Here is a 23,093-nt window from a genome sequence, read left to right on the forward strand (position 1 = left end):
GCTAGGCCACCTCCGGCAGCCGGTGGAAGCTGGACGGCGCGTCCAGCGGATCGTCGTAGCTGACGTATTCCCAGGCTTCCGGCGTTTCCAGCAGCTTGCGCAACAGCTTGTTGTTCATCGCGTGGCCGGACTTGTGGCCGGAGAAGGCGGCGATCAGCGGATGGCCGATGATGTAGAGGTCGCCGATGGCGTCCAGGATTTTGTGGCGGACGAATTCATCCGGGAAGCGCAGGCCTTCCGGGTTCAGCACGTATTCGTCGTCGATCACGATGGCGTTGTCCAGGCTGCCGCCGCGGCCCAGGCCGTGGTTGCGCATGTACTCCACCTCGTGCATGAAGCCGAAGGTGCGCGCGCGGCTGATTTCGTCGGTATAGGAATGACGCGCGAAATCCACCGCCACCGTCTGCGGCGCCAGATTGAAGGCCGGATGGTTGAAGTCGATCGACAGGGTAACCTTGAAGCCGTCGTGCGGCTCCAGCTTCACCCACACGCCGCGCTCTTCCACCGCCACCGTTTGCATCACGCGGATGAAGCGCTTCTTGGCGTTCTGCTCGGCCACGCCCGCGGTCTGCAGCAGGTAAATGAAAGGGGCGGCGGATCCGTCCATGATGGGGATTTCCGCCGCCGTGACCTCAATCACGAGGTTGTCGATGCCAAAGCCCGCCAGGGCCGACATCAAATGCTCAATCGTGCCGACACGCACGCCGGTATCAGTCACCAGCGTGGAGGAGAGTCGCGTGTCGTTGACGAGCGATGGATCCACCTTCACCTCCACCGGCTCGGGCAAGTCGGTGCGGCGAAAGACGATCCCGGTGTCGGGCGCGGCCGGCAGCAGGGTGAGCTTCACCCGCTCGCCGGAGTGCAAACCCACACCCGTGGCGCTTATCGCTTGTTTCAGCGTGCGCTGCAATATCATGTCGGACTTCTCAAACAGATGGGAATGCCCGATTCTAGCACAGTCAAAAACCGCACTTTATTGATTGATTTGCAGTATTAAATAGCTTTCTTCTATAGCGGCTCCGCCTCAGTCCGCCTGCTTGCGCAGGAAGGCCGGGATATCGTAGCTTTCGCTCACTTCCGGGTTGGAGAAGTCCATGGACGGCGCGGCGCGGCGACGGCCCTGGCGCATGATGGCCGGGGTGTCGAAGTCGTCGTAGCTGACCACTTCCACCGCGCGGTCGTCGGTGCCGGTCTTCACGATCTTGATGTACTCCGGCCGCTCCTCAGTGTTGCGGGCGGTTTTCTTCTGGCCCAGGCCGGTGGCGATCAAGGTCACGCGGATGGTGTCTTCCGGCATGTCTTCCACTTCGGCGGTGCCGAACTTGATCTGCGCGTCTTCGTCCGCGTACTGACGCACGATGCCCATGATTTCACGGTACTCGCTCATCTTCAGGCAACCCGGCGCGGTGGAGATATTGACCAACACGCCGCGCGCGCCTTCCAGAGTGATATTGTCCAGCAGCGGACTGGCCACGGCCTGCTCGGCGGCCACGCGGGCGCGGTCGATGCCGGAAGCGTAGGCGGAACCCATCATCGCCAGGCCCATTTCGCTCATCACGGTGCGCACGTCGGCAAAGTCGACGTTGATCAGGCCCGGGCAAGTGATCACCTCGGCGATGCCGGCCACCGCGCCCTTGAGCACATCGTCGGCGGCGCGGAAGGCTTCGCGCATGGTCACGTCGTCGCCCAGCACTTCCATCAGTTTCTCATTGGGAATCACGATCAACGAATCGACGTGCTTTTTCAGATCCTCGATGCCGTTCTGCGCCACCTTCATGCGCTTGCCTTCGTGCTCGAACGGCCGGGTGACCACGCCCACGGTCAGGATGCCCATTTCCTTGGCCACTTCGGCCACCACGGGCGCCGCGCCGGTGCCGGTGCCGCCGCCCATCCCGGCGGTGACGAACACCATATTGGAGCCGCGCAGCATCTCAGCGATGCGTTCGCGGTCTTCCAGCGCCGCGCTGCGGCCCACTTCCGGATTGGCGCCCGCGCCCAGGCCGCGGGTCAGGTTGTTGCCCAACTGCAGTTTCTGCGGCGATTTGTTGCGCAGCAGCGACTGAGCATCGGTGTTGGCGCAGATGAATTCCACGCCGTGCACATTGCCGTCGATCATATTGTCGATGGCGTTGCAACCGCCGCCGCCAACGCCGATGACTTTGATGATCGCCACATTGGCGGTTTCTTGCATAACTTCAAAGACCATTCCGCTCATTTTCCTCTCCTCAATAAAGATGAGCTACCTACCCGATACATCTGCCCGATCGCTATCGTGGCCAGCGAATGCGCCGGCCGCGTAGCGCTTAGTACAATGTTCACGATCTGCGGATCGTCAACAAACTCTTAAAAATTGCCAGCGAACCACGCCTTCATGCGCGAGAACATCTGGCCCACGCCCGCCGACTCCACCTTGGGGCCGGCATGCGTTTGAATCTGATCCTTGCCGTACAACAGCAGGCCGACGCCGGTGGAGAAGCGCGGGGTCTTCACCACTTCCGCCAGGCCGCCCACATACTTGGGCACGCCGACGCGCACCGGCATGTGGAACACTTCTTCCGCCAGCTCCACCATGCCCGGCATCAGGCTGGCGCCGCCGGTGAGCACGATGCCGGAGGACAGCAAATCCTCGAAGCCGCTGCGGCGCAGTTCCTGCTGCACCAGCTGGAACAGCTCTTCCACCCGCGGCTCCACCACTTCGGCCAGCGTGGCGCGCGACATCTGCCGCGGCCCGCGTTCGCCCACGCCCGGCACCTCGATCATCTGGCTGGGGTCGGCCATCGCCACCAGCGCCACCGCGTGCTGGATCTTGATGTCCTCGGCCTCCTTGGTGGGCGTGCGCAAGGCCATGGCGATGTCGTTGGTGATCTGGTCGCCCGCGATCGGAATCACCGCGGTGTGGCGGATCGCGCCGTTGGCGTACACCGCGATGTCGGTGGTGCCGCCGCCGATGTCGATCAGACATACGCCCAGGTCTTTTTCGTCTTCCGACAGCACCGCGATGGCGGAGGCCATCGGCTGCAGCACCAGGTCGGACACTTCCAGGCCGCAGCGGCGCACGCACTTGGTCACGTTCTGGGCGGCGGACACCGCGCCGGTGACAATGTGCACCTTGGCTTCCAGCCGCACGCCGCTCATGCCCAGCGGTTCGCGCACGCCTTCCTGGCCGTCGATGCTGTATTCCTGAGTCAGGATGTGCAACACCTGATGGTCCGGCGGGATGGTCACCGCGCGCGCGGTTTCAATCACGCGGTCGATGTCCATCTTGGTGACTTCGCGATCCTTGATCGCCACCATGCCGTGCGAGTTCACGCTCTTGATGTGGCTGCCGGCAATGCCGGCGAACACCTCGTGAATCTTGCAGTCGGCCATCAGCTCGGCCTCTTCCAGCGCGCGCTGGATGGCCTGCACCGTGGATTCGATGTTCACCACCATGCCGCGCTTCAAACCGCGCGACGGGGTGTGGCCCATGCCGACGATATTGAGTTGGCCGTCCTCCAGGACTTCTGCGACGATCGCCACGATCTTGGATGTGCCGATGTCGAGGCCAACCAGCATGTTCTTGCTTTCCTTTGGTTTGCTCACCTGTCGCTCCAACTGCTAATTACTTGTTTCCCTTGGCCGGCGGCGCCTTGTAATCGGGCATCCGCACGGCGAATCCATTCGGGTAGCGCATATCCACGTATTCCACGTGATACGGCAACGCCGCCAATTTGCTCTTCCAGTACTGGGCGAAGCGGCGGGCGCGCGGACTTACGTCGTTGCGTCCCAACTCCAGCTTCACCTGGTTGTCCAGCCCCACTCTCCAGGCGCGGCGGCTGGACAGCCACAGCTCCGCGGGTTTGACGCCCGCCGGGGCCAGATCCTGACGCAGCCCGCCCAGCATTTCGCTCATGTCCTTCTCTGCCCCCGCCGGCCCGTAAAACACCGGCAGGTCCTGATCGCTGGCGGCGTCGAACCGCTCTCCTCGGGTATTGACCAGGCCGTTCTCTCCCCAGCGCGCAAGCGCCACATGCTCTTCCACCGAAATATCCAGCGCGTCCGGCCAGCGCCGCCGCACCTGGGCATCCCGCACCCACGGCAATTTGCCGAAGGCCGCCCGCGTTTTGTCGATGTCCAGCGTGAAGAAGGTGCCGGACAGCTCATGCTCGGCAATGAACTTCAGCTGTTCCGGCGTCACGCGTTTCATGTCGCCGCGAATCTGGATCTTCTTCACCGAAAACACCGGAGCGTGCGTCAACCAGAACCCTCCTGCATACAGCAACATCAGCGCTGCGGCGGCCAGCATCAAATTGGCCAGGCCTTTTAGCAACCGATGGTTATCCCACATGCACCATATCCAGCACCTTGAGGCACAAATCCTCGTAACTGATGCCCATCGCCCGCGCCGCCATCGGCACCAGGCTATGGCTGGTCATGCCCGGATTGGTGTTGGCTTCCAGCAAGTAAATGCCGCCGGCCTCGTCCATCAGGAAATCCACCCGGCCCCAGCCGCGGCCGCCCAATACGCGGAAAGCCGCCAGCGACAGTTCGCGCGCGCGCTGTTCCAGCGCTTCGCTCAGGCCGGACGGGCAACGGTAGACGGTGTCGTCGCGAAAATACTTGGCGTCGTAGTCGTAGAACTCGGTCGCCGGCTCGATCTTGATCGTCGGATAGGCCGTATCGCCAATCACCGCACAGGTGTACTCGCCGCCGCCGATGAAACGTTCGGCGATCACGATGCTGTCGTATTTGCGAGCCTCTTCGAACGCCGCCTTCAATTCGCCCGGCTGCTTGACCTTGGTCACGCCGATGCTGGAGCCCTCGGTGGCCGGCTTGACGAAGATGGGCAGGCCAAGCTTGGCTTCCACCGCGGCGAAGTCGCTGTTCTCGTCCAGCAGCTCGAATGCCGGGATCGGCAGGCCGGCGCCCTGCCACAACAGCTTGGTGCGCCATTTGTCCATGCAGATTGCCGACGCCATCACGCCGCAACCGGTATACGGCAGCCCCATGCTTTCCAACACGCCTTGCAAGGTGCCGTCTTCGCCGAAGGGTCCGTGCAGGATGTTGAATACGCGATCGAAACCCTCTTCCTTCAACGCCGTCAGCGGCTGTTCCGACGGATCGAACTTATGGGCGTCCACGCCGCGGGACTGCAGGGCCTTGAGCACGCCGGCGCCGCTCATCAGCGACACTTCGCGCTCGGAGGAGCTCCCGCCCATCATCACCGCTACCTTGCCGTACTGCTTCATTGCCTTGTCCTTGTCATTCATCATCACGCGCCCGCCGCCACTTTGGCCGGCACCGCGCCGATGGAACCCGCGCCCATGGTCACCACCACGTCGCCGTCGCGAGCTTGATCGAAAATGGTCTGCTGCATCTCGGCGATGTCCTCGACGAACACCGGCTCCACCTTGCCCAGAACCCGCACCGCGCGCGCCAAGGCGCGGCCGTCGGCGGCCACAATGGGCGCTTCGCCGGCGGCGTAGACTTCGGACAGCAACAAGGCGTCCACGCTGGACAGCACTTTGACGAAGTCTTCAAACAGATCCCGGGTGCGGGTGTAGCGGTGCGGCTGGAAGGCCAGCACCAGGCGCTTGTCCGGGAAGGCGCCGCGCACCGCGGCCAGCGTGGCGGCCATTTCCACCGGGTGGTGGCCGTAATCGTCCACCAGGGTGAAGCTGCCGCCTTCCTTGGCCGGCACTTCGCCATAGCGCTGGAAGCGGCGGCCGACGCCGGCGAACTCGGCCAGGCCTTGCTGGATTGCTTCCACGCTGGCCCCGCACTCCAGGCCGATGGCGATGGCGGACAAGGCGTTGAGCACGTTGTGGCGACCCGGCATGTTCAGCACCACCGGGAAGCGCACTTCCTTGCCATTCTTCACCACCACGTCGAAATGCATCTGGCCGGCGGCGGCGCGCACGTTCTCGGCGTAGATGTCGGCGGAATCGTCCAGGCCGTAAGTGGTCACCGGCTTGGTGATGCGGCCGCGGATCTCGCGCACATTCGGGTCGTCCACGCACAGCACCGCGCGGCCGTAGAACGGCAATCGCTGCAAGAAGTCGACGAAGGCCTGCTTGAGCTTGTCGAAGCTGTGGTCGTAGGTGTCCATGTGGTCGGCGTCGATATTGGTCACCACCGCCATCACCGGAGTCAGATGCAGGAAAGAAGCGTCCGATTCGTCGGCCTCGGCCACCAGGAATTCGCCGGACCCCAGGCGTGCGTTAGTGCCGGCCGCGGTCAACTTGCCGCCGATGACGAAGGTGGGATCCAAACCAGCCGCGCCCAGCACCGAAGCGGTCAGGCTGGTGGTGGTGGTCTTGCCGTGGGTGCCGGCGATGGCGATGCCCTGTTTGAAGCGCATCAGTTCAGCCAACATCAGCGCGCGCGGGATCACCGGTATCTTGTTGGCGCGCGCTTCCAGCACTTCAGGATTGTCGGACTTGACCGCGGTAGAGGTCACCACCACGTCGGCGCCGTGCATATAGGTGGCGTCGTGGCCATAGAACACACGGATGCCCTGGTCGATCAACCGCTTGCTGGTGGCGCTTTCCGCCATATCGGAGCCGGACACGGTAAAGCCCAGGCCGTGCAGCACCTCGGCGATGCCGCACATGCCCACGCCGCCGATGCCGACGAAATGTATGTGTTTGACCCTGTGTTTCATGTCTGTGTCTCTGCTTGAGCGCTCATATGACGCCCTGTCATTCCCTGGCCAGCTGCTGGCACAAGTCGGCCACCCGGCCGGCCGCGCCGGAGCGGGCCAGCGCGCGCGCGCGTTCAGCCTTGTCCAGCAACTGGTCTCTATCCAAACCCGCCAACAGGCCCGCAAGCCCGTCGGCGTTCAATTCTTTCTGCGGCAGATGCCAGGCCGCGCCGGCCTGCGCCATCCACTCGGCGTTGTCGCGCTGATGGCCGGTGGTGGACACCACCAGCGGCACCAGCACGCTGGGCACGCCGGCCGCGCACAATTCGCTGACCGTGATCGCGCCGGCACGGCAAATCACCAAGTCACATTCGGCCAGGCGCTTAGGCATGTCGTCGACGAAGGGCAACAATTCCACCTGCTCTCGCAAGCCGGCGGCCTGATAAGCGGCCTCGACCGCGGCGACATTCGCCTCGCCGGTCTGGTGCGTCAATTGCGGCCGCTGCTCGGCCGGCAACTTGGCCATCGCCTGCGGCAGGGTTTCATTCAAAACCTTGGCGCCCAGGCTGCCGCCGACCACCAACACCTTCAGCGGGCCGCTGCGCCCGGCAAAACGTTCCGCCGGCGCGGCGATGCTCTCGATCTCGCCGCGAACGGGATTGCCGGTGACCAGCGCCTTGCCGTTGCGCGCCGCGTCCCCATCGAATCCGCAGACCAATTTCTTGGCGAAGGGCAGCAAAGCCTTATTGCTCAACAACAGGCCGGCGTCGGCGTTGACCAAAACCAGCGGCTTCCACAGCAGGCCCGCCATCACGCCGCCAGGCAAGCAGACGTAGCCGCCCATGCCCAGCACCACGTCCGGGCGATGGCGGAAAATCTGCGCCGCGCTGCTGAAGAAAGCGCCAAGCAGCTGCAGAGCCCCCTTGAGCGAGCCCAACAGCCCCTTGCCGCGCACGCCGTGAAAGTTCAGCCGCTCCAGCGGAATGCCGGTCGGCGGCACCAGCTTGTTCTCCATGCCGCGCCGGGTGCCCAGCCACACCACCTTCCAGCCCCGGCTTTGCAATTCCTTGGCCACGGCAAGGCCGGGGACAATGTGTCCACCCGTGCCAGCCGCCATCACCATGACCGTGCGATTCGCCATTTCTATCCGTTCCGTTAACTCTCGTTGCCGCGCATCATGCGCTGGTTTTTGCTTCGCCCTTCGGGCTCGCAGCAACCGAAGGATGCGGCGCCAAGGCACCTGGAAAGACTTGCCCTCTTTCCTTATTCGGGGCTAAACCTTATAGCCCCGCATAATCCTTCGGTTTTCATAATCAACTCGCAGCAGCACCGCCACCGCGATCAAATTCATCAACATCGCCGAGCCGCCGAAGGACATCAGCGGCAAGGTCAAACCCTTGGTCGGCAGCAGGCCCATATTCACCCCGATGTTGAAAAACACCTGAATGCCGAGCCAGATGCCCAGGCCCTGCGCCACCAGCGACTGGTAGTAACGCTCCAGCTTTTTCGACTCCACGCCAATGTGGAAAGCGCGGCGCACAATCCAGGCGTACAGGCCCACCACCACGCAAATGCCGGCAAAGCCGAATTCTTCCGAAATCACCGCCATGATGAAGTCGGTATGCGCCTCCGGCAGGTAAAACAATTTCTCTATGCTGCCGCCCAGGCCGACGCCGAACCACTCGCCGCGACCAATGGCGATCAAGGAATGCGACAGCTGGTAGCCCTTGCCGTACGGGTCGTCCCATGGGTCCATGAAGCCCAGCACCCGCTTCAACCGATACGGCGAGGAGATGATCAACACCACGATGGCGCCCACCGCCATCACCGCCAGCCCGCTGAAGATGCGCATATTGATGCCGCCGAGGAAGAGCACGCCCATCGCGATGCTCATCACCACCATCAGCGCGCCGAAGTCCGGCTCGCGCAGCAGCAGGAAGGCCACCACCACCATGGCGGCGAACATCGGCGCGAAGCCTTCTTTCAGGCTGTGCAGCAGATGGCTCTTGCGCACGGTGTAATCCGCCGCGTACAGCACGGTGGCGAACTTCATCACTTCGGACGGCTGCAGGTTCAGCACGAACAGATTGATCCAGCGCCGCGAGCCGTTGACCATCTTGCCGATGCCGGGAATCAGCACCAGCACCAGCAACACCAGCCCAATCAGGAAAATCTTGCCGGAGTACTTCTGCCAGAACGCCGTCGGAATCTGGAAAGCGATATAGGCCGCGCTCAGCCCTATCGTCATGAAGATCAGGTGACGAATCAGATAGAAGTAGCGGTTGTGCGTGGCCGCGTCGGCCTCGGCGTAGGCGATGGACGCCGAGTACACCATCACCAGGCTGATCGACAACAGCAGGGCCAGCGCCCAGGACAGCGCTTCGTCGAACGGCTTGATGGCGGCGTAGCGCCGGGCTCCGTGCACGATCATGGCCGCGTCGCCTCCGCTTGCCGCTTCAGCTCGCGCACGGCGTCGATGAACACCTGGGCGCGATGCGCGTAGTTGCGGAACATGTCCAGGCTGGCGCAGGCCGGCGACAGCAACACCACGTCGCCCGGCCGCGCCAGTTCCGCCGCGCAGCGGGTGGCTTCTTCCAGCGTCTCGCAGTCGTGCAGCGGCAGGCCGGAGTCAGCCAGCGCGGCGCGGATCTTGCCTGCGTCGCGGCCGATCAGCAGCACGGCGCGGGCGATGCGGCGGCAGGCCGGCGCCAGCGGCGCGAAGTCCTGGCCCTTGCCGTCGCCGCCGGCGATCAACACCACCGGACGAGTCATGCCGTTCAACGCCGCTTCGGTGGCGCCGACATTGGTGCCCTTGGAATCATCGATAAACGCAACCGAGGCGATTTCGTCTACCAGCTCGACGCGATGCTCCAGGCCCTGGAAGGTTTTCAGCCCTTGCAACAGCGCGGCGCGCGGCGCGCCCACGGCCTCGCACAAGGCCAGCGCGGCCAGTGCGTTGGCGGCATTGTGCAGGCCCTGCAAACGCATCTCGGCGCAATCGAAAGCCCGCTCGCCGTCCAGGCTCAGCCAGTAGCGGCCGTCATCCTGCTGCAACGCGTATGCGGCATTCTCTGTCAGCGAAAACCATTTGACCGCGCGGCCGGGCCGCACCATCGCGCGCACCAGCGCGTCGTCTCGGTTCAGCACCTGGACGCCGGCGCCGCGGAACACCCGGGTCTTGGTATGGGCGTAGTCCAGCAGATCCTCGTAACGGTCCAGGTGGTCCTCGGAAATGTTCAACACCGTGGCGGCGTCGGCCTCCAGGCTGTAAGTGGATTCCAGTTGAAAACTGGACAGCTCCAACACCCACACGTCCGGACGCTTGCCGCTTTGCTCGCGTTCTAGCTGCGCTTCCAGCACCGCCAGGCCGATATTGCCGGCTACTACCGCGTCCAGGCCGGCGGCGGCGCACAAATGGCCCGCGAGGCTGGTGACGGTGCTCTTGCCGTTGGAGCCCGTAATGGCGATCACCTTGCTGCCGTCGCCGCGAATCGCCCGCGCCAGCACTTCGATATCACCTATCACCTCGCCGCCGGCTTGGCGGAAGGCGGAGACGGCTGGGTTCTTCAGCGGCACGCCCGGACTCAGCACCAGCAAGTCGGCGTCGGCGAAGGTCTGGTCGCTGAAATCGCCGCCGCGCACTTCCGCCTGCGGCAGGAAGGCGCGCAGTTCGGCCACGCGCTCGGCCGACGGCTTGGCGTCGGCCACGCTCACGCGCGCGCCGTGCGCGGCCAGGTAGCGCGCGGCCGCCAGGCCCGAGCCTCCCAAGCCCACCACCACGACGTGACGATTCGCGTAATCCATGTTCTTCCTCAACGCAACTTGATGGTGGACAGGCCGGCCAACACCAGCATCATGGTGATGATCCAGAAACGCACCACCACTTGCGTTTCCTTCCAGCCTTTCAATTCATAGTGGTGATGCAGCGGCGCCATGCGGAACACCCGCTTGCCGGTGAGCTTGAACGAAGCCACCTGGATCATCACCGACAGCGCTTCCACCACGAACAGGCCGCCCATGATCAAGAGCACGATCTCCTGACGCACGATCACCGCCACGGTGCCCAGCGCCGCGCCCAGCGCCAGCGCGCCCACGTCGCCCATGAAAACCTGGGCCGGATAGGCGTTGAACCATAAAAATCCCAGGCAGGCGCCGCACATCGCCGCGCAGAACACCACCACCTCGTGCGCGCCGGGAATGAAGGGCAGGCCCAGATATTTGGAAAACACCGCGTGGCCGGCGACATAGGCGAAGATGGACAGCCCTGCCGCCACCAGCACGGTGGGCAAGGCCGCCAGACCGTCCAGGCCGTCGGTCAGATTCACCGCGTTGGAGGTGCCGACGATGACGAAGTAGGTCAGGATGCAGAAACCGATCGCGCCCAGCGGATAGGAGACGGTCTTGACGAAGGGCACGATCAGCTCGGTGGACGCCGGCAGCTTGGCGGTGGCGATCAGGAACACGCCGGCGCCGATGGCGATGGCGGACTGCCAGCCCATCTTGAACTTGGCGGACACGCCTTTCGGGTCCTTGTACACCACCTTGCGCCAGTCGTCGTAAAAGCCCAGCGCGCCGGTACCGAACATCACCGCCAGCAGCAGCCACACGTATTTGTTCGACAGATCCGCCCACAGCAAGGTTGTCAGGCCGATGGCCAGCAGGATCAGCGAACCGCCCATGGTCGGGGTCCCCGCCTTGACCAGATGGGTTTGCGGGCCGTCGTTGCGCACCGCCTGGCCCACTTTGAGTTCGGTCAGCTTGCGAATCACCCACGGCCCCAGCAGCAGGGAGATCGCCAACGCGGTCAGCGCCGCCATCACCGCGCGCAGCGTGATGTAGTTGAAGACGTTGAAGGCCCGGATGTGGGAGCCCAGCAGTTCAGCCAGCCAGAGCAGCACGTTATTGTTCCTCTCTAAATTGTTGCATCAGGTGTTCCACCACCCGTTCCATGCGCATGAAGCGCGACCCCTTGACCAGAACGGAGGCACCCAACGGCAACTGCCGGTCGAGAAACTCGTACAACTCGTCAATCGAATCAAAATGTTTGCCGCCCGCGCCGCAGGCAACGGCGGCATGACGCGAGGCTTCGCCCAGCGTCAGCAGCAGATCAATGCCACTCGCCTGCGCGTACTCGCCCACTTCCGCGTGCAGCGCGTCGGCGGCTTCGCCCAATTCGCCGATGTCGCCCATCACGAAGCAGCGCGGCGCGGGCAAGCGCGTCAGCACGTCGATTCCGGCCTTCATCGAGTCCGGGTTGGCGTTGTAGCTGTCGTCGATCACGCTCAAACCGCGCGGGCTTTGCTTAAGCTGCAAACGGCCCTTGGCACCGCCGAAGGCCGCCAGACCGGCGGCGATGTCGTCCAAGGGCACGCCGGCGGCCAGGGCCAGGCTGACGGCGGCCAGCGCGTTGCGCACATTGTGTTCGCCCGGCACCGGCAGTTCGATCCGCCGTTCGCCGTCGGCGCAGCGCAAGGTGAAACGGCTGCTGAGTGCGCCCAGTTCGATCTCCGCGGCGTGAACGTCCGCCTCGGAACTCAAGCCGAAGGCGACCTGGCGATGGCCGTCCGCCGCGCGGCGGAACAAGGCCAGATTGACGTCGTCGGCGTTCAGCACCGCCACGCCGTCGGCGTCCAGACCTTCGAAGATTTCCGCCTTGGCGCGCGCCACTTCTTCGGTGGAGCCGAAATAGCCGAAGTGAGCGCGCATCGCGTTATTGACCAGCGCGATGCGCGGCCGGGCCAGGCCGGTCAGGTAACGCAGCTCGCCGTGATGGTTCATGCCCATTTCCAGCACCGCGTAGCGATGCGCCGGCGTCAGTTGCAGCAGGGTCAGCGGCAGGCCGATGTCGTTGTTGAAGTTGCCGACAGTGGCCAGCACCGCGTCCGCGCCGGCGTGGCGACGCAGAATCGCGGCCAGCATTTCCTTGACCGTGGTCTTGCCGTTGGAGCCGGTGACGCCGATGCGCAGCGCCGGCAGGCGGAGCGCCCAGCCGGAGGCCAGCCGGCCCAGGGCCAGGCGGGTGTCGTCCACGCGAACCAGACTCGCGCCCGGCAACTCGAAATCAGCGCGCACCAGCGCGGCCGCGCCCTTGGCCGTCACATCGGCGACGAAATCGTGGGCATCGAAGCGCTCGCCCTTCAAGGCGACGAACAGATCGCCGGGACCGGCCTCGCGGCTGTCGGTCACCACGCGCAGGATGTCGCCGTCCGGGCCGCTCAAAGCGCCCCGGGCCAGCTCGGCGGCCTGCAGCAGCGTCATCATGCGCGTTCTCCCCAGGCGGTCAACGCCTCTTCCGCCACGCGGAAGTCGGAGAACGGCCGCTTGACGCCGGCGATGTCCTGGTATTCCTCATGTCCCTTGCCGGCCACCAGCACCACGTCGCCGGCGCTCGCCTGGCTCACCGCCCAGTGAATGGCGGCTTCGCGGTCCACCTCGACATGGGTGCGCGCGGCGTCCATGCCGGCCAGCACGTCGCGCAGAATGGCTTGCGGGTCTTCGGTGCGCGGATTGTCGCTGGTCAACACCGCCACATCGGCGATTTTCTCGGCGATGGCGCCCATCATCGGGCGCTTGCCCGGGTCACGGTCGCCGCCGCAGCCGAACACGCAGAACAGGCGGCCGCCTTCCGGGCGAATCTCGGCCAGCGTGGACAAGGCTTTTTCCAGCGCGTCGGGAGTGTGGGCGTAGTCGATCACCACCAGCGGCTCGTGCGCGCCGCCCACGCTCTGCATGCGGCCGCGCGCCGGCTGAATGCGCGCCATCACCGCGGCGGCGTCGCGCAGACTGACGCCGTTGACGCACAGCGTGGCCAGACAGGCCAGCAGATTGGCGGCATTGAAACGCCCCACCAGGCCGGTGCGCACATCAGCGACGCCCCAGGGCGTGGTCACCGTCAACTGCAGGCCGTCCAGCGTGGCGGCCAGCGCCAGCGGACGCACATCGCCCTGCTCCAGGCCGTAAGTCACCACCTGGGTCTGGGCCGGGTCGATTTCGGCGGCCAGTTGACGGCCGAATTCATCGTCGGCGTTGATCACCGCGTGCTTCAGGCCTTCCCAGAAGAACAGCTTCTTCTTGGATTCGCCGTAGGCTTTCATCGAACCGTGATAGTCCAAATGGTCTCGAGTCAGATTGGTCAGCACCGCGGTGGCGAAGTCCACGCCGTTGACGCGGCTTTGATCCAGGCTGTGGCTGGACACTTCCATGGTCACCACGTGCGCGCCCTGGCGGCGGTATTCAGCCAGTTTTTGCTGAATGGTCACCGGGTCCGGCGTGGTATGGGTGGTTTCGGTCAGTTCGCCGTAAAAGCCGTTGCCGACGGTGCCGATCAGCGCCGCCTTCTGGCCCAGCAGCGAGAAAGCCTGCGCCAGCCAATGGGAAATGGAAGTCTTGCCGTTGGTACCGGTGATGCCGATTACGCGCAGCGCGCGACTGGGGTAGCCGTAGACCTCGGCCGCCAGCATGCCGATGCGGTCGCGCAGATGCGGCACCGGCAGATTGGGCGCTTGCCACAGCGGGCTCCAGACGAAGCCGCCGGCGTCGTCCCACAACACCGCGGCCGCGCCTTTCGCCAGCGCGGCCTGGATGTAGTCGCGGCCGTCGGAATGCAGGCCGGGGCATGCCAGGAACACGTCGCCGGGCAGCACGCGGCGGCTGTCGGTCTCTACCCGCTTGACGGGCAGTCCCAACTGCTTGATGTCGGCCGGATTCCAGTCCGGCATGGGAGTCAAACGGCTTTTCATGATCTGATCAAAAATCCACCGGCACCGGGGTGGATTCCGGCAATAAAGTGTTGTTGGAGGGCTCGTCCGGCTGCACGTTCAGCACCCGCAGCGCGCCGCCGGCGATCTGCGAGAACACCGGCGCAGCCACCGCGCCGCCGTAATATTTGCCCGCGGAGGGCTCGTCTATCATCACCGACACGATCACCCGCGGCGATTTGCCCGGCGCGAAGCCCATGAACAGCGCGCGGTGCTTGTTGGCCACGTAGGTGCGGCCTTCCAGCTTGCGCGCGGTGCCGCTTTTGCCGCCTATGCTGTAGCCGATAATGCGGCCGCCGACGGCGCCGCCGCCCGGCTGGCTGTTGGCGATCAGCAGGTCGCGCATTTCGTGCGCGGTCTTTTCCGCCAACACGCGCTTGCCCGGCATCGGGGAGGCGGTCTTGTACAGCGAAATCGGCAACATCACGCCGTCGTTGGCAAACACGGTGTAGGCGCGCGCCATCTGAATCAGGCTGACCGAGATGCCGTAGCCGAAGGACATCGTCGCCTGCTCGATGGGCCGCCAGTTGTGCCAGTCGCGCAGCCGGCCGCCGGCCTCGCCGGGGAAACCGGTTTCCGGCGCGCGGCCAAAGCCCAGCGCGTCGTAATGCTTCCACGATTGTTCCGGCGAACTCATCAGCGCCAGCTTGCTGGTGCCGACGTTGGACGATTTCTGAATGATGCCCAGGATGTCCAGGCTGGACCGCGGCGCCACGTCGCGAATGGTGGCCGGGCCTATCATGTAAGAGTGAGTGTCCAATACCGTGTTGAGGCCGGCCTTGCCGTTTTCCAGCGCCAGCGAGATCGACAGCGGCTTCATCGTCGAACCCGGTTCGAACAGATCGATCACGCCGCGGTTGCGCATCATTTCCGGCGTTACGCCGCTGCGGTTGTTAGGGTTGAACGACGGGTAATTGGCCAGCGCCAACAACTCGCCGGTATGAGCGTCCAGCACCACCACGCTGCCCGCCTTGGCCTTGTTCAACTCCACAGCGGCCTTCAGCTCGCGGTAAGCCAAATACTGGATGCGGTGATCCACCGCCAGCGCCAGCTTCTGGCCGTCTCGCGGCGGCTCGATGGCGGCGACGTCTTCAATGATGTGGCCGCGGCGATCCTTCAGCACTACGCGGCGGCCGTCCTTGCCGGCCAACATCTTCTCGCGCGCCAGCTCCACGCCTTCCTGGCCCTTGCCGTCCACGCCGGTGAAGCCAATGATGTGGGACACGATTTCGCCGGCCGGGTAGAAGCGGCGGAATTCCTGCTGCTTGGCGATGCCGGGCACGCCCAGCGCCATCACTTTGTCGGCCAATTCCGGGCTGATCTGGCGCTTGATGTAGACGAACTCCTTCTTGCGGTCGGACAGCTTGGCCGACAGTTCTTCCGGCGACAGATCCAGCATCGCCGCCAGTTCGCGCAGCTTGGCCGGCGGCACCGGCTCCATGTCCGCAGGGCTGGCCCAAATCGTCTGTACCGGCGAGCTGATCGCCAGCGGTTCGCCGTTGCGATCGGTGATCACGCCGCGGTTGGCTTCCAGCGTCATTGCGCGACGGAAACGCGCCTCCCCCTGGTTTTGCAGGAAGTCCTGCTGCACCACTTGCAGGTAAACCGCGCGGCCGATCAGCGCCAGAAACAACAGCGCCAGCATCAGCAGCACAAAGCGCACGCGGCCCGGCTTCATGCGCAGCGCGGGGCTGGCGTCCGGGATGCGTTGCTGGTGGCGCGGGGAGTAAGTACGCATCACTTCCCCTTTCCAGGCGAAACCACCTGGATTTGACGCGGATCCGGGGTATGCATGTCGAGGCGGCTGGACGCGGCTTTCTCAATCACCGCGTGCGCGCCCCAGGTGCTCTGCTCCAACTGCAGCTGTCCGAACTCGATCTCCAGCTGCTGCACGGATTTGCGCTCTTTCTGCAAATCGCTGTAGAGCTTGCGCGACACATGGGTCGAGGTGACCACCGACCAGGCGGACAGCACCACGATGACCAGCAGTATCGCGTTGAGCTTGTTCATGCGTCGATCTCCCGCCACGGCGCGGCGGTGCGCTCGGCCACACGCATGATGGCGCTGCGGGAGCGCGCGTTGGCGCGTACCTCTTCATCGCCCGCGCGCACCGGTTTGCCCACGGTGGACATCGGCGGCTGCGCCATGTCGGCAGCGCGCACCATCGCCCAGGCCGGCAGTTTTTCCTCGCTGCTGGCGTCGCGCAGGTATTGCTTGACGATGCGGTCTTCCAGCGAGTGAAAGCAGATCACCGCCAGACGGCCGTTTTCCGCCAGACGGCGCGCCGCCTGCGGCAGCACCGCCTTGAGTTCGTCCAGCTCGCGGTTCACAAAGATCCGTATCGCTTGGAAGGTACGCGTTGCGGGGTCCTGACCCGGTTCCCGAGTACGGACGTTTTGCCCAACGAGCAAGGCGAGCTCACGCGTGGTCTGGAGGGGGGCGTCAGCCCTTTGCGCAACAATGGCTGCTGCGATCTTGCGAGCAAACCGCTCTTCACCATAAGTCTTGATGACCTCTCTGATATCGGCCTCGTCTGCCGTCGCCAACCATTCGGCCGCGGTGATGCCGCGGGTGGTATCCATACGCATGTCCAAGGGCGCGTCGAAACGGAAGCTGAAACCGCGCCGTCCGTCGTCGATCTGCGGCGAGGACACGCCCAGATCCATCAACACGCCGTCCACCTGGGGCACGCCCAGGCGGTCCAGTTCCTGCCCCAGCGCTTCAAAACCGTTGTGCACGATCTGAAAACGCGGGTCTTCCTCCGCCAGCCGCGTGGCCACGGCGATGGCTTCGGGATCCTTGTCGAAGGCGATCAGGCGGCCTTGCGGCCCCAGTCGCGACAGGATCAAGCGGCTGTGGCCACCTCGACCGAAAGTGCAATCGACGTAGGCGCCATCCGGCCGGATGGCAAGCGCGTCGACCGCTTCGGTCAAGAGCACCGTCAGGTGCACGAAAGGGGTGGTGCTCACAGCGTAAAGTCTCCAAGGTGTTGGGCCAGATCGGCTTGATCGATGGCCAGGGCGTCAGCGGTCTGACTGTCCCATTCCTCGGCATTCCACAGCTCGAAGCGGTTGCCCATGCCCACCAGCGCGACGTCTTTGTCGAGTCCGGTGAGATCGCGCAAGCGCGCGGGCAGCAGAATGCGTCCGGCACTGTCCATTTCCAGCGTTTCCGCGTGGCCGAGCACGAGGCGCTGGTAACGTTTCAGAGTGGGATTGCCGGTGGGAAGGGCTAACAGGCGGGCTTCGACCGGACGCCAGTTGGGTTCGGGGTAGATCAGCAAGTGGTCTTGGGACTCGAGGGTGACGATCAGTTTGTGCCCGAAAGCGGACAGCAGTGTCTCGCGGTGTTTAGCCGGAATAGCCAAACGCCCCTTGCTATCGAGAGACAAGATGCTGACGCCACCAATCATGATTTCGAGCCCGCTGACCGAATAAACCTAAGGGGCCGTCGCCCCCTGGGGCAAATGCCCCACTTTCACCCACTTCACCCCACTTTCCGCCACTATAAGAAAGAACTTCCCCACGGTCAACATCGAGAAGTTCTAATTCACCTTTTGAGACAATGACTTAGCGGACAGCGCAAAAAGCGGATTCCTTGTCAAATCAGAGGCTTAAAAACATCAGTCAAAGTGAGCTGTTAACACTCGAACTATTCTCGAAACACCACAACTCCGGCCTGGGAATATTTCCAAGGACAGTCCAATGCAAGACCACTTGCCGCGCCGCAACACAAAAACAGGGCGGCGGCGCCACTATCGGCGCCGCCGCCCTGGAGTTCCGTCGGATTAGGCCAGCTTTTGACGCAGAATATCCTGCACCTGGGCCGGATTCGCCTTGCCTTTGGAGGCTTTCATCACCTGGCCGGCCAAGGCGTTGAGCGCCTTTTCCTTGCCCGCGCGGAATTCTTCCACCGCCTTGGGATTGGCGGCGATCGCTTCTTCCACCATCTTCTCGATGGCGCCGACGTCGGACACCTGCTTCAGGCCGTCGCGCTCGATGATGTCGTCGGCGGAAAGCTCGCTGTCCCACAAAGCGTCGAACACCTGCTTGGCCAGCTTGCTGGACAGGGTGTTGTCGGCGATGCGCGCGATCAGACCGGACAGACGCTCGGCCGAGATCGGGCAATCGGCGATCTCATTGCCGTCGCGGTTCAGCCGCGCGGCGATCTCGCCGTTGATCCAGTTGGCGGCCAGCTTGCCCTGGCCGGAGGCCTTGGCCGCGGCTTCGAAGTACTGGGCCTGGGCCAGGCTGGATGTCAGCAACGCCGCGTCGTAGGCGGGCACGCCGTAGGCCTCGGCCAAACGGACTTGCATCGCCGCCGGCAGCTCCGGCATTTCGCCGCGGATGCGAGCGATCTGCTCGTCGGAGATGCGCACCGGCAGCAGATCCGGATCCGGGAAGTAGCGGTAATCGTGCGCATCTTCCTTGCTGCGCATCATCCGCGTCTCGCCGGTGTCCGGGTCAAACAGCACGGTGGCCTGCTGCACCTTGCCGCCGTCTTCCAGGGTGTCGATCTGCCACTGGATCTCGTACTTGGCGGCCTGCTCCAGAAAGCGGAAGGAGTTGAGGTTCTTGATCTCGCGGCGGGTGCCGAATTCTTTCTGCCCTTCCGGACGCACCGACACGTTGACGTCCATGCGGAAGCTGCCTTCCTGCATATTGCCGTCGCAGATGCCCAGCCAGGTCACCAGCGCGTACAAGGCCTTCACATAAGCCAACGCCTCGTCCACCGAACGCATGTCCGGCTCGGACACCACTTCCAGCAAGGGCGTGCCGGCGCGGTTGAGGTCGATGCCGGACAGGCCGTGGAAGTCTTCGTGCAGGCTCTTGCCGGCGTCTTCTTCCATATGGGCGCGGGTCACACCGATTACCTTTTCCTGCTCGCCCACCAGAATCTTAAGCTTGCCGCCCTCGACGATGGGCAGGTCCATCTGGCTGATCTGATAGCCCTTGGGGAGATCCGGATAGAAGTAGTTCTTGCGCGCGAACACGTTCTTCTGATTGATCTTGGCGTCCAGCGCCAGGCCCAGACGGATCGCCTTGTCCACCGCCGCCTTGTTCAATACCGGCAGCACGCCGGGGAAGGCCAGTTCCACCGCGGAGGCCTGAGTGTTCGGCTCGGCGCCGAAGGCGGTGCTGGCGCCGGAGAAAATCTTGGAGACGGTATTGAGCTGCACATGCACCTCGATACCGATGACGACTTCCCATTTCATGGTCGGAAAATCCTTTTCATGCCAGGACGGAGCTGAAACGCCGCCCTCGTAAACGTAAACTTAGCCTGCCTGCGAGCGGCGCTTTGAAGACAAGGCGGGCGGGCACAGACAATAATTAAGTACGGCAAGCGCGCCCAACAACGTATTCGCGTCGCGCAGCGGCTGGCTTCACAGCACCGGCGCGCGGCTATGCCAATCGGTGGCCAACTGGAACTGATGCGCGACGTTCAACATCTTGGCTTCGCCGAAGTAGTTGCCGATGATCTGCAAACCGATAGGGCGGCCATTCGCGCTAAAGCCGGCCGGCACGCTCATGCCCGGCAAACCGGCCAGGTTCACCGACAGCGTGTAGATGTCGGACAGATACATCTGCACCGGGTCGTCGTTCATCGCGCCGATGTCGAAGGCCGCGGTCGGCGCCACCGGCCCCAGGATCACATCGCACTGCTCGAAAGCGGCTTTGAAATCGTTGGCGATCAAGCGACGGACTTTCTGGGCCTTCAGATAATAGGCGTCGTAATAGCCGTGCGACAGCACATAGCTGCCCACCAGAATGCGGCGCTTGACCTCGCTGCCGAAGCCTTCGGCGCGGGTCTTCTCATACATGTCCTCCAGGTCTTTGTACTCGGCGGCGCGATGGCCGTAACGCACGCCGTCGTAGCGCGACAGATTGGTCGAGGCCTCGGCCGGCGCGATCACGTAGTAGGCCGGGATGGATAGTTCGGTATTGGGCAGGCTGATGTCCACCACCTGCGCGCCCTGCTTCTTCAACACCGCCACCGCCTCGTCCACGGCGCGCGCCACGTCGGCGCTCAGGCCGGCGGCGAAGTATTCACGCGGCAAGCCCACCTTGAGGCCGGTCAGCGGCTGATTCAGATCACGGGCGTAGTCTTCGCGAGCGCGTTCCAGGCTGGTGGAGTCGCGTTGGTCGAAGCCGGCCATCACATTCAGCATCAACGCGCAGTCCTCGGCGGTCTGCGCGATCGGGCCGCCCTGATCCAGCGAGGAGGCGTAGGCCACCATGCCGTAACGCGACACCACGCCGTAAGTCGGCTTGATGCCAGTGACGCCGCAATGGGAGGCCGGCTGGCGAATGGAGCCACCAGTGTCGGTGGCGGTGGCCACCGGCGTCAGCCGCGCGGCCACTGCGGCGGCGGAACCGCCAGAGCTGCCGCCCGGCACCGCTTTCTGGTCCCAGGGATTTTTCACGGCGCCATAGAAGGAGTTCTCGTTGGACGACCCCATCGCGAACTCGTCCATATTGGCGCGACCCAGCGTCACCATGCCGGCAGCCTCGCATTGCTCAACCACATGAGCGCTGTACGGCGACACGAAGTTGTCCAGCATCTTGGAGCCGCAGCTGGTTTTCCAGCCCTGCTGGCAGAACAGATCTTTGTGGATGATGGGCACGCCGGTGAGCGCATGGGCCTTGCCGGCGGCGATGCGCGCGTCGGCGGCGGCGGCCTCGGTCAGCGTCTTGGCGCGGTCGACGGTGACCAGCGCGTTGAGCGCCGGATTCAGAGCTTCGATGCGATCCAGATATTGGGTGGCCAGCTCAAGGCTGGAGACTTCCTTGGCCGCCAGCTGCCGCGACAGTTGCTTCAAAGTAGACTGTGTCATTTCAAATGGAATCTTTAGCTATCCGGGAATGGCGCCGCCGTCCTTTCAGACAGCGACCGGCGCCGGCCTCCCGCACGGGCGGGAACCTAAATCGGCGCAGGCAATCAGAGCATCACTCGATGACCTTGGGGACCAGGAACAAGCCCTTTTCTACTTGCGGGGCCACGGCCTGGAAAGCTTCGCGCTGATTGGTTTCGGTAACGATATCTTCGCGCAAACGCAAAGAGACATCCTGCGGATGGGCCATCGGCTCGATGCCGTCGGTATTCACCGCTTGCATCTGTTCGATCAGGCCAAAAATATTATTGAGTTGCTTGCTTGTCGCGGCAATTTCCGCTTCATTGACATTGATGCGGGCAAGCTTGGCAATTCGTGCGACATCCTGATGCGTCAGCGACATGGTGTCCTCGTTCAAAACCTTTAATATTTCAAGCGTTATAGGGTATCATAGCCCGCTTGATTCTCCCAAGATCGACATCACGCCACGGCGTTATTTCGACAGCGCTTTCACCGCGCTGCCGACAGGCGGCAAGCCGCCGCGCCGGGGCCGGATCGTGCAGGCCTCATCAACCCGACACAGCGTCGGAAAATGATGCGCAAGGCCAGCCGGGCGAGGCCGCTTAGCCGGCGTCGCCCAGTGGGCGCCAAGCGTCGTTTTGCCACGCGGCGGGTAGACTCGGGTCGTACGAGTAGACAACAAACAACAGATTAAACGCGGACGCGCCGTCGCGTCCGCCACATGACGAAAACTGACCAGGATCGCCCAATGTTTCGTTCGCTGACCGGATACTTCTCCAACGACCTCGCCATTGACCTTGGCACAGCCAACACCCTCATCTACATGCGCGCCAAAGGCATCGTGCTGGACGAGCCCTCGGTCGTCGCCATTCACAGCGACGCGCCCACCAACAAGAAATCCATTCTGGCCGTGGGCCTGGAAGCCAAGCGCATGCTGGGCCGCACCCCGGGCAGCATCCAGGCTATCCGCCCGATGAAGGACGGCGTGATCGCCGACTTCACCGTCACCGAACAGATGCTCAAGCAGTTCATCAAGAAGGTGAACCCCAACCGCTTCTTCGCCGCCAGCCCGCGCATCGTGATCTGCGTGCCCTGCGGCTCCACCCAGGTGGAGCGCAAGGCAATCCGCGACTCTGCGCTGGCCGCCGGCGCGCGCCGCGTGGAACTGATCGAAGAACCGATGGCGGCCGCCATCGGCGCCGGCCTGCCGGTTGAGGAACCCACCGGCTCCATGGTGGTGGACATCGGCGGCGGCACTACCGAGGTCGGCGTGATCTCGCTGGGCGGCGTGGTGTACTCCAACTCCGTCCGCGTGGGCGGCGACAAATTCGACGAAGCCATCATCAACTACATCCGCCGCAACTACGGCATGCTGATCGGCGAAACCACCGCCGAGGAAATCAAGAAGACCATCGGCTCCGCCTTCCCGGGCGCCGAAGTGCGCGAAATGGAAGTCAAGGGCCGCAACCTGGCCGAAGGCATTCCGCGCGCCTTCACCGTGTCGTCCAACGAAATCCTGGAAGCGCTGACCGAGCCGTTGAATCAGATCGTGTCCGCGGTGAAGATCGCTCTGGAACAAACTCCGCCGGAACTGGGCGCCGACATCGCCGACAAGGGCATGGTGCTCACCGGCGGCGGCGCGCTGCTGAAAGACATCGACCGCCTGCTGGCCGAAGAAACCGGCCTGCCGGTGTTCGTGGCCGAAGAACCGCTGACCTGCGTGGTGCGCGGTTCCGGCAAGGCGCTGGAGAAAATGGACAAGATTGGCACCATTTTCACCAACGTCCCCTAAACCGGAACGGCCGACGCCCGCCTGAGCCCGGCTCCGGCGGCGGCGGCCGCTCGTAATGCAAGCGATGAT

The 23,093-nt window shown here is 63.9% G+C and carries 20 protein-coding genes; 1 reads left to right on the forward strand and 19 read right to left on the reverse strand.

Annotation, left to right across the window (positions count from 1 at the left end; genetic code table 11):
• Position 1: 1 nt before the first annotated feature.
• The 19 genes from lpxC to gatC all read right to left on the reverse strand — a co-directional run bounded on the left by lpxC (position 2) and on the right by gatC (position 21,614).
• Positions 2–913: a UDP-3-O-acyl-N-acetylglucosamine deacetylase gene (lpxC, locus tag B0T39_RS12250; RefSeq protein ID WP_166451204.1), complete on the reverse strand. Its 912-nt coding sequence runs from the start codon at positions 911–913 to the stop codon at positions 2–4.
• A 111-nt stretch (positions 914–1,024) separates the two neighbouring features.
• Entirely contained in the window at positions 1,025–2,215 is a 1,191-nt protein-coding gene (ftsZ, locus tag B0T39_RS12255) for a cell division protein FtsZ (RefSeq protein WP_039755403.1), read from the reverse strand.
• A 128-nt stretch (positions 2,216–2,343) separates the two neighbouring features.
• Positions 2,344–3,582 carry a cell division protein FtsA gene (ftsA, locus tag B0T39_RS12260; protein ID WP_081546955.1) on the reverse strand — a complete coding sequence of 413 codons (1,239 nt, stop codon included), beginning with the start codon at positions 3,580–3,582 and terminating at the stop codon, positions 2,344–2,346.
• Between the two features lie 19 nt (positions 3,583–3,601).
• A complete protein-coding gene (locus B0T39_RS12265) occupies positions 3,602–4,327 on the reverse strand; it encodes a cell division protein FtsQ/DivIB (protein ID WP_081546957.1) in 726 nt (241 codons plus the stop codon).
• A complete protein-coding gene (locus B0T39_RS12270) occupies positions 4,317–5,228 on the reverse strand; it encodes a D-alanine--D-alanine ligase (protein ID WP_081547019.1) in 912 nt (303 codons plus the stop codon). The genes B0T39_RS12265 and B0T39_RS12270 overlap by 11 nt, the downstream gene beginning before the upstream one ends.
• A 23-nt stretch (positions 5,229–5,251) precedes the next feature.
• Positions 5,252–6,643, reverse strand: coding sequence for a UDP-N-acetylmuramate--L-alanine ligase (gene murC / locus B0T39_RS12275; RefSeq protein ID WP_081546959.1), 1,392 nt, complete (start codon positions 6,641–6,643; stop codon positions 5,252–5,254).
• Between the two features lie 37 nt (positions 6,644–6,680).
• The gene (murG, locus tag B0T39_RS12280; protein ID WP_081546961.1) at positions 6,681–7,763 is read right to left on the reverse strand and encodes an undecaprenyldiphospho-muramoylpentapeptide beta-N-acetylglucosaminyltransferase; all 1,083 of its coding nucleotides are present in this window, start codon (positions 7,761–7,763) and stop codon (positions 6,681–6,683) included.
• A gap of 132 nt (positions 7,764–7,895) precedes the next feature.
• Complete coding sequence (ftsW, locus tag B0T39_RS12285; RefSeq protein ID WP_081546963.1) at positions 7,896–9,053, reverse strand: putative lipid II flippase FtsW; 1,158 nt, start codon at positions 9,051–9,053, stop codon at positions 7,896–7,898.
• Complete coding sequence (murD, locus tag B0T39_RS12290; RefSeq protein ID WP_081546965.1) at positions 9,050–10,426, reverse strand: UDP-N-acetylmuramoyl-L-alanine--D-glutamate ligase; 1,377 nt, start codon at positions 10,424–10,426, stop codon at positions 9,050–9,052. The genes ftsW and murD overlap by 4 nt, the downstream gene beginning before the upstream one ends.
• An 8-nt stretch (positions 10,427–10,434) precedes the next feature.
• Positions 10,435–11,520: a phospho-N-acetylmuramoyl-pentapeptide-transferase gene (mraY, locus tag B0T39_RS12295; RefSeq protein WP_081546967.1), complete on the reverse strand. Its 1,086-nt coding sequence runs from the start codon at positions 11,518–11,520 to the stop codon at positions 10,435–10,437.
• A gap of 1 nt (position 11,521) precedes the next feature.
• A complete protein-coding gene (locus B0T39_RS12300) occupies positions 11,522–12,883 on the reverse strand; it encodes a UDP-N-acetylmuramoyl-tripeptide--D-alanyl-D-alanine ligase (RefSeq protein WP_081546969.1) in 1,362 nt (453 codons plus the stop codon).
• Positions 12,880–14,361, reverse strand: a complete 1,482-nt coding sequence (locus tag B0T39_RS12305) for a UDP-N-acetylmuramoyl-L-alanyl-D-glutamate--2,6-diaminopimelate ligase (protein ID WP_081546971.1) — start codon at positions 14,359–14,361, stop codon at positions 12,880–12,882. Before B0T39_RS12305 ends, B0T39_RS12300 begins: the two co-directional genes overlap by 4 nt.
• 7 nt (positions 14,362–14,368) lie before the next feature.
• Positions 14,369–16,117 (reverse strand): peptidoglycan D,D-transpeptidase FtsI family protein, encoded by a 1,749-nt coding sequence (locus B0T39_RS12310; RefSeq protein ID WP_081546973.1) that lies wholly within the window; start codon positions 16,115–16,117, stop codon positions 14,369–14,371.
• Positions 16,117–16,389 (reverse strand): cell division protein FtsL, encoded by a 273-nt coding sequence (ftsL, locus tag B0T39_RS12315; protein WP_081546975.1) that lies wholly within the window; start codon positions 16,387–16,389, stop codon positions 16,117–16,119. The genes B0T39_RS12310 and ftsL overlap by 1 nt, the downstream gene beginning before the upstream one ends.
• A complete protein-coding gene (gene rsmH / locus B0T39_RS12320) occupies positions 16,386–17,348 on the reverse strand; it encodes a 16S rRNA (cytosine(1402)-N(4))-methyltransferase RsmH (RefSeq protein ID WP_081546977.1) in 963 nt (320 codons plus the stop codon). Before rsmH ends, ftsL begins: the two co-directional genes overlap by 4 nt.
• A complete protein-coding gene (gene mraZ / locus B0T39_RS12325; protein WP_081546979.1) occupies positions 17,345–17,791 on the reverse strand; it encodes a division/cell wall cluster transcriptional repressor MraZ in 447 nt (148 codons plus the stop codon). The genes rsmH and mraZ overlap by 4 nt, the downstream gene beginning before the upstream one ends.
• Before the next feature lie 375 nt (positions 17,792–18,166).
• Complete coding sequence (gene gatB / locus B0T39_RS12330) at positions 18,167–19,594, reverse strand: Asp-tRNA(Asn)/Glu-tRNA(Gln) amidotransferase subunit GatB (protein ID WP_081546981.1); 1,428 nt, start codon at positions 19,592–19,594, stop codon at positions 18,167–18,169.
• Positions 19,595–19,762: 168 nt separating this feature from the next.
• Positions 19,763–21,214, reverse strand: a complete 1,452-nt coding sequence (gatA, locus tag B0T39_RS12335) for an Asp-tRNA(Asn)/Glu-tRNA(Gln) amidotransferase subunit GatA (RefSeq protein WP_081546983.1) — start codon at positions 21,212–21,214, stop codon at positions 19,763–19,765.
• Positions 21,215–21,326: 112 nt separating this feature from the next.
• Positions 21,327–21,614 (reverse strand): Asp-tRNA(Asn)/Glu-tRNA(Gln) amidotransferase subunit GatC, encoded by a 288-nt coding sequence (gene gatC / locus B0T39_RS12340; protein ID WP_043592439.1) that lies wholly within the window; start codon positions 21,612–21,614, stop codon positions 21,327–21,329.
• A gap of 366 nt (positions 21,615–21,980) precedes the next feature.
• Between gatC and B0T39_RS12345 the strand changes: the two genes are divergently transcribed.
• The gene (locus B0T39_RS12345; protein WP_043592385.1) at positions 21,981–23,024 is read left to right on the forward strand and encodes a rod shape-determining protein; all 1,044 of its coding nucleotides are present in this window, start codon (positions 21,981–21,983) and stop codon (positions 23,022–23,024) included.
• Positions 23,025–23,093 lie beyond the last annotated feature (69 nt).

This window comes from Chromobacterium haemolyticum, assembly GCF_002081825.1.
Taxonomy (GTDB): Bacteria; Pseudomonadota; Gammaproteobacteria; order Burkholderiales; family Chromobacteriaceae; genus Chromobacterium; species Chromobacterium fluminis.

Excerpts from the sequence above, each read along its gene's own strand:
- murG (WP_081546961.1), bottom strand. The coding sequence starts at position 7,763 with ATGGCGAATCGCACGGTCATGGTGATGGCGGCTGGCACGGGTGGACAC.
- B0T39_RS12265 (WP_081546957.1), bottom strand. The coding sequence starts at position 4,327 with ATGTGGGATAACCATCGGTTGCTAAAAGGCCTGGCCAATTTGATGCTG.
- ftsZ (WP_039755403.1), bottom strand. The coding sequence starts at position 2,215 with ATGAGCGGAATGGTCTTTGAAGTTATGCAAGAAACCGCCAATGTGGCG.
- B0T39_RS12270 (WP_081547019.1), bottom strand. The coding sequence starts at position 5,228 with ATGAAGCAGTACGGCAAGGTAGCGGTGATGATGGGCGGGAGCTCCTCC.
- B0T39_RS12310 (WP_081546973.1), bottom strand. The coding sequence starts at position 16,117 with ATGCGTACTTACTCCCCGCGCCACCAGCAACGCATCCCGGACGCCAGC.
- B0T39_RS12305 (WP_081546971.1), bottom strand. The coding sequence starts at position 14,361 with ATGAAAAGCCGTTTGACTCCCATGCCGGACTGGAATCCGGCCGACATC.
- gatC (WP_043592439.1), bottom strand. The coding sequence starts at position 21,614 with ATGTCGCTGACGCATCAGGATGTCGCACGAATTGCCAAGCTTGCCCGC.
- mraZ (WP_081546979.1), bottom strand. The coding sequence starts at position 17,791 with ATGATTGGTGGCGTCAGCATCTTGTCTCTCGATAGCAAGGGGCGTTTG.
- ftsW (WP_081546963.1), bottom strand. The coding sequence starts at position 9,053 with ATGATCGTGCACGGAGCCCGGCGCTACGCCGCCATCAAGCCGTTCGAC.
- ftsL (WP_081546975.1), bottom strand. The coding sequence starts at position 16,389 with ATGAACAAGCTCAACGCGATACTGCTGGTCATCGTGGTGCTGTCCGCC.
- B0T39_RS12345 (WP_043592385.1), top strand. The coding sequence starts at position 21,981 with ATGTTTCGTTCGCTGACCGGATACTTCTCCAACGACCTCGCCATTGAC.
- gatB (WP_081546981.1), bottom strand. The coding sequence starts at position 19,594 with ATGAAATGGGAAGTCGTCATCGGTATCGAGGTGCATGTGCAGCTCAAT.
- murC (WP_081546959.1), bottom strand. The coding sequence starts at position 6,643 with ATGAAACACAGGGTCAAACACATACATTTCGTCGGCATCGGCGGCGTG.
- B0T39_RS12300 (WP_081546969.1), bottom strand. The coding sequence starts at position 12,883 with ATGATGACGCTGCTGCAGGCCGCCGAGCTGGCCCGGGGCGCTTTGAGC.
- gatA (WP_081546983.1), bottom strand. The coding sequence starts at position 21,214 with ATGACACAGTCTACTTTGAAGCAACTGTCGCGGCAGCTGGCGGCCAAG.
- murD (WP_081546965.1), bottom strand. The coding sequence starts at position 10,426 with ATGGATTACGCGAATCGTCACGTCGTGGTGGTGGGCTTGGGAGGCTCG.